At 40.1% G+C, this 2,013-nt stretch carries 1 protein-coding gene and 1 pseudogene; one reads left to right on the top strand and one right to left on the bottom strand.

Translation table 11 applies throughout. From position 1 onward, the window contains the following. A pseudogene (locus tag A3757_RS10100) lies at window positions 1-355 on the bottom strand (type 1 glutamine amidotransferase); the annotation flags it as partial. A 174-nt stretch (window positions 356-529) separates the two neighbouring features. Here A3757_RS10100 and A3757_RS10105 point away from each other — a divergent pair. Continuing rightward, window positions 530-1,894, top strand: a complete 1,365-nt coding sequence (locus A3757_RS10105; protein ID WP_082872091.1) for a CHAD domain-containing protein — start codon at window positions 530-532, stop codon at window positions 1,892-1,894. Window positions 1,895-2,013 lie beyond the last annotated feature (119 nt).

The following is a 2,013-nucleotide window of genomic DNA, read 5'->3' on the forward strand; positions in this document are numbered from 1 at the left end:
GTATGGCAGCGCAGTTGCTTGCTTGGGCAGCTAACTGAAAACCAAAACAAGATGCAAATACAGGGGTTTCATTTTCGACACACTGTAAAAGCAAGCGTTCAGCGTGAGGCACGAAAGTATATGTTTCAGGCTCCAAGACATTTGCCTCACTGGCTCCACCTACAAATAGTGCATCGTAGCCCTGCGCTACATCTCTCGCAAAGTCTGGCTGATCGAAAACGTTTAATACATCAAATTGGGTGACATCAAGCTTACTGTATCGAGCAAAGCTTTCTAATTCTTCCTGCTTAACTTGCTCGGTTTCCCTGATTTGTAATAATAATATTTTAAGGTCTGATCGTTCTTTGCTGGGCATAGGTACTTTCTTAATCCATGTTTTTTGACATACACCACTTTAGCAAAAACAACGAACAACTGTAAGAATTAGCAAATACAATCAAAACCTTGCAAACTAACTGTCATCTAAAAGGTTTATTATTGAGGAAGAACTTTTCTCACTAACATTTTTGATATTTCTAGAGGCTTTCTGATGAAGCACTTGTATCTCTTACGCCACGCTAAGTCCAGTTGCTCTAAGCCTTCTCTTTCGGATTTAGACAGACCACTGAACAAGCGAGGATTACGTCAGATAGCTATCATGTCTCCTATTCTTGAAGCTGACGGCGCATTACAAGCAAACATCTACTCCAGCAATGCAGAACGTGCACGGCAAACTATTCAGGCAACCCTTACATGCGCTAACTCATTCACTGAAGTCAAAACTGACAAAGATCTATACACGTTTAGCAGGAAGAAATTACTAAAATGGCTGCATAAGCTCGGCGATGATGAGAATCAAGTATTGATCGTTGGCCACAACCCTGCTTTTGAGGAACTTCTAGAGTTTCTTTTAAAGACACCCATAAAGAGTTTATCTACCTGCAGCTATGTTCATTTAGAACTTGATACGCCAAGCTGGGCTGCCTTGTCTCCTCTTCAGGCGAAAGTACGACGCTTAATTACGCCCACCTCGGCAAGCTATAATGAGTATATGCGTAAAGTAAACAAAGCAGCTCACGATGCTGAAAGCGATCAAAATCAAATCCAGACAAATTTACTCAAACTTCACAAAATGTCCTTGGGTTTATTGCCTGGCTGTCTTGCAGATATAGATTCCGAATTTGTTCATCAATACAGAGTTTGTCTAAGAAAAACCTGGTCAATTGCTAGCATGATTTACACCTTAACAAAAGACAAAACGCTTGATCAGCACCTACGGAACTTAAAACAGCACGCAATGCTCACTGGCGAGCTGAGAGATTTAGACGTATTTCTAAACTACCTTTCAGTCATTTCTGGTGAAGAGCAAGGCACATACGGTGAGGGACTTTCTCAACTATACCAAGACCTCGAAAAAATACGTCACGAGAAGCTGTTAGCATTCTGTGAATTCGCCAATAGTGAACGTTTTCTTCGAGACAACAAACAATGGAAGCAGTTTCTTAGATCTAGTGAATTTGAACAGCTGTGTGGAAAAACTAATGATGACAAGCTTACTGACAAACAAATTGAGCTATCAGACAATATCAGTCGACTTATGGATAATTTAACCTCAAGCAATCAAGATGACGACCTTCACCATATCCGTAAGCTAATTAAGAAAAGCCGCTACCTCTCTGAGCTTACTGGCTCCAAAACAAGCTCAGCCAAACAATCTTACAAAGCCCACCAAGCGCTCTTTGGGCGTTTCCAGGACTTATGCGTACAGTGTGAAATGTTAGGTAGGTATATTGAGCTACAGACTAAGAATGAAAATAAACAAGTGAAGACTTCTGCCAAAAAACTATTGAAGCACCTGCAACAACAAAAGACTGATCAAAAAGAAGTAATTTGTAAGCGAGAGCCTCATCTCTAAACTATTGGCGGATCAGTTTTTGTATAGCAATAGATATAAAACAATTTCTCATCAAAATTCCCTGCGACTTTACGTTGTATGGACTAAACTAAATTCCTGTTAATCCACTATTTTATGAG

The sequence above is a fragment of the Oleiphilus sp. HI0117 genome (assembly GCF_001635235.1).

Excerpts from the sequence above, each read along its gene's own strand:
- A3757_RS10105 (WP_082872091.1), top strand. The coding sequence starts at position 530 with ATGAAGCACTTGTATCTCTTACGCCACGCTAAGTCCAGTTGCTCTAAG.